Source organism: Cryobacterium sp. Y29 (assembly GCF_002929825.1).
In the GTDB taxonomy this organism is placed as follows: domain Bacteria; phylum Actinomycetota; class Actinomycetes; order Actinomycetales; family Microbacteriaceae; genus Cryobacterium.
In genome coordinates this window covers 336,146-344,207 of record NZ_PJJN01000035.1, presented here as the reverse complement: position 1 = coordinate 344,207, position 8,062 = coordinate 336,146, and the positions used below count along the sequence as shown (strand labels likewise).

Below are 8,062 nucleotides of genomic sequence, written 5' to 3'. Positions count from 1 at the left end.
GATGATTCCTGATTCTCGCCCTACGTCACACGGCGGACTTGCTATTAGCTACTGGCCTCACCCAACCCTGGCACGTAGGGGGTCGGCCGATCCTCTAATCTCAGGATGTGGCAACAATCGTCGAATACTCAGTGAATAAGGTTGATAAGAAGACTCTTGAGCTCAAGAAAGTCAAGCGTTGGCGGGTACGGTACCGGACGAAGGACGGAAGATCCGCTTCCAAGGGTTCGTTTGAGACCAAGACCGCAGCAGAGGCCTGGGAACGGAAACAGAGTCAAGCCAAGGCGGACGGCACCGCTACGCTCCCATCAGACCTGAAACTACCTCTCGGTCCGTTCATCGAGGCCCACGTGGCACGCACAATCCGCCTCAGTCCGTCAACAATCGCAAACCGGCGGGCCATCGCCAAGACGTGGGTGTTCCACGACTGGTCTGAGAAGAAACTCGGCACCATCACTCGGGCGGACGTCAATACGTGGATAGAGAGGATCACGGTGGAAAACGCCAAACCCTCCACCGTTCAGAAAGCCCATGGGATCCTCCTCGCATCGTTGCAGAGGGCTGTAGACAGCGGGGCCATCGCAGTCAACCCTGCAGCGGGCGCCACTCTGCCGCGGATCGAAGGGAGGGAACATCGTTACCTGACACATGAGCAGGTTCTTGAACTGGCAAATGCTATCGACCCACGGTCGAAGACGCTTATCGGGGTCTTGGCATACTGCGGCCTGCGATTCGGGGAGTTGAGTGCTCTCCGGGTTGAACGCGTGGACCTCGGGACGCGACGACTTCGCATTACTCGTTCTGTCACTTCGGTAAATGGACGTATGGAGGAGGGTCCACCGAAGTTCGGCAAGGTTCGAACCGTCCACTATCCGGAAATGTTCGATGCCATGATTCGCGAGCAGATTGAAGGGAAGGCGCAGTCAGAGCTCGTGTTTAGCGCGCCGCGGGGCGGCTTGGTCCGGCTTGACGACTGGCGTCCGAGAACGTTCGCGGACGCCAAGGCGAAGATAAACGCCGCACGCCTTGAGGCAGCGGAACTAGTGGGCTTCAGCTTCGAGCCGTTTCCTGATATCACGCCGCACGACCTGCGACACACGGCCGTTTCTCTCAGCGTTTCGGCCGGCGCCAACATCAAGGCGCTCCAAGTGATGCTCGGTCACTCCTCAGCATCGATGACCTTGGACGTTTATGCGGACCTGTTCAGCGAGGATGAGGAAAATGTTGCCAAAGCGTTGAACGCCCAGGCGACAAAACGCGTGGGGACGGGCGCTTGGGAAACTGCATCATCTCTCGAGTTGAGTAGATAGCTCCCAGAGCAACGCCTCAGAGCGCCGTGAGAGCGATCTGTGAAGTAATTGGGTACGCGCTCCATCCTCCGTTTCTTGTGGGTGCTGAGGGCTTCGAACGGCGTTCTGCAGCCTGAGTTGCAGCCTCGGGTCCGCAGATAGTCGACACACGCGTGAATGTCGAAGGTTCACCGCATTGAGCGAGGTGAAGAACTGCGTGTCTTTTGTGTCTTTTCAACCGAACCGCGTGGGCTCAGAGAACGACGCGTTCACCAGTATTCATGACGTTTTGTGTTTTTTCGGGGTTTTTCTGATCAGAATAGAGTCTTCGAAATCCGCATTTATTCATAAAAAAACCCCCGCTGACCGGGGGTTTCTCTTTGTGGGCGATGCGGGACTTGAACCCACGACCTCTTCCGTGTGAAGGAAGCGCGCTACCAGCTGCGCCAATCGCCCAATTACTTTTCGCACAACAGCCAAGGCTTATCTTGCGACTTTTGATACTAGCCCAGACTGGCGCGCCGTCGCACATCGAGACCGCTTTGGGAGTGGCGCGGGTGCCGTGCGCGGCCAGCAGTCAGGTCACGGCAGGCCGTCGCGCCGACCGACGCAACACGCCGTAAACGGCTCGGTTTGGTTTCCGTCTTGCTATTCGGCTAGAGTCTTCAAGTACGCAGAAATGCGGACAGTTGCGGATGTGGCGCAGTGGTAGCGCATCACCTTGCCAAGGTGAGGGTCGCGAGTTCGAATCTCGTCATCCGCTCGAATGAACTGGAATCGGTCGAAAGGCCGGTTCCTATTCGTTTGGTATGAACCCATATGGTGTAAACCCACATGGTGGATTGGCCGAGAGGCGAGGCAGCGGCCTGCAAAGCCGTTAACACGGGTTCGAATCCCGTATCCACCTCCATTCTTTGTGCACGTCCTGAAGAATAGATAGTTCCCAGAATCTTGGGCGATTGGCGCAGCGGTAGCGCGCTTCCCTGACACGGAAGAGGTCACTGGTTCGATCCCAGTATCGCCCACAGAGCTTTTCCAGCTGAATGAGAACCCCGGTCATCCGGGGTTTTTTTCTGCCCGAAGCCTCGGCGCACGTCGCCGACCGGCCGGGAGCAGCGGGGTTCTCGGCACCAATTTCGTGATTGAACGCTCGACGGAATCGGAATCGGAATCGGAATCGGAATCGGTGTGAGGTCGGAGCCCGGACATGACCGGGCTGCGCCCTCACACCCCCTGCTACCGAACTACCCGCACGATTTTCGGCACGGTCAACGCCTGAGCGAAGTTCGACGTGCCCAGGTAGCGGGCGACCAGCACGTGAGCGCCGACCTTGAGCGACGCGTACCGAAACGTGGCTGAACCGTTCTTGAGCGCCACCGGGGTGCCGACCTTCGTTGTCACGTCGTAGAACTGCACGAAACCGGTCACCACGGCGGTGCCGGAGCGCGGAGCGAATTTCGCCACAGCCGTGACGGCGGTACCGACATTGACCTCACCTCTCGGCGAGAGGGTCAGCGTTCCAGCTACTTTGCTGGCCCCGGCGGTCTTTGCCAGAACCGTGACCGTCACCGCCGGCGACGTCGACGACTCGTAGAACACGGCGAAACTTTGGGCGGTGATGCGGTGCACCCCCACGGACAGACTCGTCGTGGTCAGGGTGGAGTGCCATTCGCCGAACACCTGGTTGCCAACGAGTGGCTGGCCGTTGTCGTAGAAAGTGATCTCTTCGCCTGATCGGTCACCGTTTAGGGCGCGCCCCTGACTGTCCGTGACGTTCGCCGTGAAAGTGATGCGCTGCCCGGCCGTTACGGTGCCGGAGGGCGCCGCGGTCAGCGTCGTTTTCGTATCAGGACCGGTCGGCACGAAGTAGTTGAAGGTTTTCGAGGCCGGGGCAAAGTTCTTATCCCCGAGGTAGTCCACTCGAAACTGGCGCGTTCCGGCCACGCTGGGATGAGCGTCGGAGTAGAACACACCGGCCGTGTCGCTCGGCAGGAGCGTCGGCGTTTCGGTGGGGTTGCCCGGCTCGAGGGAGACGACCCGAACAGTCCCCGTCGGGACGCGTGTGGCGGGGGCGGTGGGCGTGATCTCGCCATAAACGGACGCGGCCTGCCCGGCGAAATAGATATCGAAAGTGCCGGCCACGATATTGACCGTGGCCCGCCCCGTGGAAAGGGCCGTGGCATCCGTTACCGCTGATGCTGCCGGCGCGGCGATGAGGGCGCCGAGCATCACGGCGGCCGGTAATATCAGCGCAGGAAAACGCCACGAGCGCCTCGCGCCCGCATGGCTGGAATGGGATGGGTGCGGTGCAAGTATCATCTTTCGCTTCTTTGCGGTCGGTAGTGATCGGCCCCCCAAATTACGGACAAGATACTCCGATATCGGCGGGGCTAGAAGTGCGGGCGTGCGTTTTCGCGGCCGCGCGCTCTGGCAACCGACGAGCGCACCCGCGCACGCCGCTAAAGTTGACGGGTAGGCAAACAACAGGGAGTTATACACGTGGCTGACGGCTTTGCGCTTTTCACCGATCGATCCATTGTCGCCATGCGCGTCAACGGCGAGTTGAAAGACCTGGCCGCCACGGTGTTGCCAACGGATGCCGTCGAGCCGGTCAGCATAAATTCTCCCGACGGCCTCAGCATTCTGCGCCACTCAGCCGCTCACGTGCTCGCCCAGGCAGTGCAAACGGTCAACCCGACCGCCAAGCTTGGCATCGGCCCGCCCATCACCGACGGGTTCTACTACGACTTCGACGTCGAGGTTCCGTTCACCCCGGACGACGTGAAATCACTGGAAAAAGCGATGGATCGCATTATTCGTCAGGGTCAGCGCTTCGTGCGCCGAGTCGTGACCGATGACGAAGCCCGAGCCGAACTGGCTGCCGAACCGTACAAACTCGAACTCATCGGGCTGAAGGGCGGCTCCACCACCGAAGACAACGAGTCCGTCGAGGTCGGCGGCGCCGAACTCACCATCTACGACAACGTTGACCCTAAGACGGGGGAGACGGTCTGGAAAGACCTCTGCCGCGGCCCGCACCTGCCCAACACCCGCATGATCGGCAACGGCTACTCGCTCACCCGGCTGGCCGCCGCCTACTGGCGTGGCTCCGAGAAGAACCCGCAGCTGCAGCGCATCTACGGCACCGCCTGGCCCACCAAGGACGAACTGCGCGCCTACCAAACCCGCCAGGAAGAGGCCGCCAAGCGCGATCATCGCAAGCTCGGCGCCGAACTCGACCTGTTCAGCTTTCCTGAGGAGATCGGCTCGGGTCTGGCCGTGTTCCACCCCAAGGGCGGCATCATCCGTCAGGAGATGGAAAGCTACTCCCGCAAGCGCCACGTTGAAGCCGGCTACGACTTCGTCTACTCGCCGCACATCACCAAGTCGACCCTGTTCGAGACCTCGGGCCACCTCGACTGGTACCGCGACGGCATGTTCCCGCCGATGCACCTCGACGAGGAACGTGACGAGACCGGCCATGTCACCCGCCAGGGCGTCGACTACTACCTGAAGCCGATGAACTGCCCGTTCCACAACCTCATCTTCAAGTCCAGCGGCCGCAGCTACCGCGAGCTGCCGATGCGCCTGTTCGAATTCGGGTCGGTCTACCGCTACGAGAAGTCCGGCGTGCTCAACGGGCTCACCCGGGTGCGCGGCATGACCCAGGACGACGCCCATATCTACACGACCAAAGAAGGCATGAAAGAGGAGCTCACCAGCACGCTTAACTTCGTGCTGCAGCTGCTCGCCGACTATGGCCTCGAGGACTACTATCTCGAACTGTCCACCAAAGACCCGAAAAAGTTCGTCGGCAGCGACGACGCCTGGAATGAAGCGACCGAGACACTGCGGGAAGTCGCGGAGGCATCCGGTCTCGATCTGGTCGCCGACCCGGGCGGGGCGGCGTTCTACGGCCCCAAGATCTCGGTGCAGGCCCGCGATGCCATCGGCCGCACCTGGCAGATGTCGACCATTCAGCTCGACTTCAACCTGCCCGAACGGTTCGACCTCGAATACACGGCGAACGATGGCAGCCGCCAGCGCCCGGTCATGATCCACCGCGCCCTGTTCGGCTCGATCGAGCGCTTCTTCGCCGTGCTCACCGAGCACTATGCCGGGGCGTTCCCGGTCTGGCTGGCGCCGGTGCAGGTCGTCGGCATCCCCGTCTCCGAGCAGTACGGCCCATACCTCGACGACGTGATCGCCACACTGAAGAAGGCTGGAGTGCGCGCAGAAGTCGACCATTCCGACGACCGCATGCAGAAGAAGATTCGCACCCACACCAAAGCCAAGGTGCCGTACCAGCTCATTGTGGGCGAGGACGACCAGGCCAACGGAGCGCTGAGTTTTCGTTTTCGTGACGGTACGCAGCGAAATGGCGTACCGATCGCCGAGGCCGTGCGCCTCATCGTGGAATCGATCGAGAACCGCGCGCAGGTCACCACGAGCCCAGTTACCCCGATCGCGGCCGAAGTACAGGCGTAGCATGACGGAAATTCCGGACGATCGGCTGCGCGGCTCGGACACTGGCGACGCGGGTGCGAGCGAAACCGCTGCCGAGTTCGCGGCGGTTCCGGATGCCTTCCAACGGCTCTGGACACCGCATCGGATGGTCTATATCCAGGATGGGCAACAACCGCACCCGGATGACTGCCCGTTCTGCATCGCTCCGGGTCTGGACGATGAGAAGGCGCTGATCGTGGCGCGCGGCACCCACGCTTATGTGCTGCTCAACCTATTTCCGTACAACAGCGGTCACCTGCTGGTCTGCCCGTATCGGCACGTTGCCACCTACGACCAGGCCACACCAGAGGAGGTCGCCGAGATCGGCGAACTGACGCAGATCGCCATGCGGGTTCTGAAGCAGGTGTCCAATTGTGACGGATTCAATATCGGCATGAATCAGGGACGCATCGCCGGGGCGGGCATCGCCGAGCATCTGCACCAGCACATCGTGCCCCGCTGGGCCCTCGACTCGAATTTCTTTCCGATCATCGCCGGCACCAAGGCCATTCCGCGCCTGCTCGGCGATGTGCGGCGCGAAATCGCTGACGGCTGGCCAAGCGTCGCAAAGCCCGCTGCGGCGACCCGCTAACTCGATTCACACCGGACGCGTGTCGGCGCGTCCGTTCTTCCCCTGTCAGTGCACCAGCCACCGACGAGACCACTACCGTGCAAGGAATACAATCGTGTTATGACTAAATCAACCTCCGCCGAGCAGTTCGGCTCGAGCCGCGTCAAGCGTGGACTCGCCGAGATGCTCAAGGGCGGCGTCATTATGGACGTCGTCACCGCTGCCCAGGCTCGTATTGCTGAAGACGCCGGCGCTGTCGCCGTCATGGCTCTTGAACGCGTGCCCGCCGACATTCGCTCACAGGGTGGCGTAGCCCGGATGAGCGACCCCGACCTCATCGACAGCATCATCGCGGAGGTCAACATTCCGGTCATGGCCAAGGCTCGTATCGGCCACTTCGTCGAGGCGCAGATTCTTGAAGTGCTCGGCGTTGACTACATCGATGAGTCCGAGGTGCTCAGCCCGGCCGATTACATGAACCACATCGACAAATGGAATTTCACCATTCCCTTCGTCTGCGGTGCTACCAACCTCGGGGAGGCGCTTCGCCGCATCAATGAAGGCGCGGCCATGATTCGTTCCAAGGGAGAGGCCGGCACCGGCGACGTCTCCGAAGCCACCAAGCACATCCGCACCATCAACGGCGAGATCAAGCGTCTCACCTCACTCAGTCGCGACGAACTGTACGTCGCCGCCAAGGAGCTGCAGGCACCCTACGAGCTCGTCGCCGAGATCGCCTCGACCGGTAAGCTGCCCGTCGTGTTGTTCACCGCCGGAGGCGTGGCCACCCCGGCCGACGCTGCCATGATGATGCAACTCGGCGCTGACGGCGTTTTCGTCGGCTCCGGCATCTTCAAGTCGGGTAACCCTGAGCAACGCGCAGCGGCCATCGTCAAGGCCGTCACGTTCTACGACGACGCCAAGGTCATCGCAGATGTCTCGCGTGGCCTCGGCGAAGCCATGGTCGGCATCAACGTGTCGGACATTCCCGCGCCGCACCTCCTCTCGACCCGCGGCTGGTAACTGAGCGGTTCGTGACGATCCTCTCCGTGCGCACCCGACTGGCAGAAACCGCTGTACCGGCAGGTCTGCGGGTCGGGGTGCTCGCCCTGCAGGGCGATTTTCGCGAGCACGCGCACGTGTTGCACGAACTCGGCGCACACGTCGACCCGATACGCCGCCCAGAAGAACTCGACCGAATCGACGGTCTGGTCATCCCGGGCGGTGAGTCGAGTGTCATGGACAAACTCGCCCGCACGTTCGGTCTCGCTGAGCCACTGAAGGCCGCCATTCGGGGTGGATTGCCGGTCTACGGCACGTGCGCCGGCCTCATCATGCTTGCCGACACGATTATCGACGGTATGAACGGTCAACAGAGTCTCGGAGGACTCGACATCGTGGTGCGCCGCAACGCCTTCGGGTCGCAGACGGCCTCCTTTGAGACCGACCTCGACATTCCGGTGCTCGGTCAGCAGCCGGTGCATGCCGTGTTCATTCGAGCGCCGGTCGTGGAGACCATCGGTGTGCGGGCGACTGCGCTGGCCACCCTCAATGACGGGCGCTGCGTCGCTGTCGAGCAAGGAAACCTGCTCGGAACCTCCTTTCACCCGGAAATCACCGGCGAATACCGTTTTCACCAGTATTTCCTGCAGAAAGTGTTTTCCGCGGCACAGTAAGAAGTCGGCTTAATTGTGCC

Annotated in this window: 6 protein-coding genes and 4 tRNA genes; 8 read left to right on the top strand and 2 right to left on the bottom strand. The window is 61.4% G+C overall.

The genetic code is table 11. The features are described from left to right. Positions 1 to 107: 107 nt before the first annotated feature. Complete coding sequence (locus CXY74_RS13150) at positions 108 to 1,310, top strand: site-specific integrase (RefSeq protein ID WP_104200821.1); 1,203 nt, start codon at positions 108 to 110, stop codon at positions 1,308 to 1,310. 362 nt (positions 1,311 to 1,672) lie between these two features. On the opposite strand, the gene CXY74_RS13145 is transcribed toward CXY74_RS13150, so the two are convergent. Continuing rightward, positions 1,673 to 1,745, bottom strand: a tRNA-Val gene (locus tag CXY74_RS13145). A 235-nt stretch (positions 1,746 to 1,980) separates the two neighbouring features. Between CXY74_RS13145 and CXY74_RS13140 the strand changes: the two genes are divergently transcribed. The 3 genes from CXY74_RS13140 to CXY74_RS13130 all read left to right on the top strand — a co-directional run bounded on the left by CXY74_RS13140 (position 1,981) and on the right by CXY74_RS13130 (position 2,314). Further along, a tRNA-Gly gene (locus tag CXY74_RS13140) sits at positions 1,981 to 2,052 on the top strand. A gap of 73 nt (positions 2,053 to 2,125) precedes the next feature. Beyond that, positions 2,126 to 2,199 (top strand) — tRNA-Cys (locus CXY74_RS13135). 43 nt (positions 2,200 to 2,242) lie between these two features. Next, positions 2,243 to 2,314 (top strand) — tRNA-Val (locus CXY74_RS13130). Between the two features lie 211 nt (positions 2,315 to 2,525). Here CXY74_RS13130 and CXY74_RS13125 read toward each other — a convergent pair. Continuing rightward, a complete protein-coding gene (locus CXY74_RS13125; protein WP_233193391.1) occupies positions 2,526 to 3,518 on the bottom strand; it encodes an Ig-like domain-containing protein in 993 nt (330 codons plus the stop codon). 315 nt (positions 3,519 to 3,833) lie between these two features. Here CXY74_RS13125 and thrS point away from each other — a divergent pair, with 315 nt between their 5' ends. The 4 genes from thrS (at position 3,834) to pdxT (ending at position 8,042) form a co-directional block, all read left to right on the top strand. Further along, positions 3,834 to 5,777 (top strand): threonine--tRNA ligase, encoded by a 1,944-nt coding sequence (gene thrS / locus CXY74_RS13120; RefSeq protein WP_233193390.1) that lies wholly within the window; start codon positions 3,834 to 3,836, stop codon positions 5,775 to 5,777. A 1-nt stretch (position 5,778) separates the two neighbouring features. After that, the gene (locus tag CXY74_RS13115; protein ID WP_104200818.1) at positions 5,779 to 6,387 is read left to right on the top strand and encodes an HIT domain-containing protein; all 609 of its coding nucleotides are present in this window, start codon (positions 5,779 to 5,781) and stop codon (positions 6,385 to 6,387) included. A 99-nt stretch (positions 6,388 to 6,486) separates the two neighbouring features. Then, a complete protein-coding gene (gene pdxS, locus CXY74_RS13110) occupies positions 6,487 to 7,389 on the top strand; it encodes a pyridoxal 5'-phosphate synthase lyase subunit PdxS (RefSeq protein WP_104197914.1) in 903 nt (300 codons plus the stop codon). A gap of 11 nt (positions 7,390 to 7,400) precedes the next feature. After that, entirely contained in the window at positions 7,401 to 8,042 is a 642-nt protein-coding gene (pdxT, locus tag CXY74_RS13105) for a pyridoxal 5'-phosphate synthase glutaminase subunit PdxT (protein WP_104200817.1), read from the top strand. Positions 8,043 to 8,062: the final 20 nt, after the last annotated feature.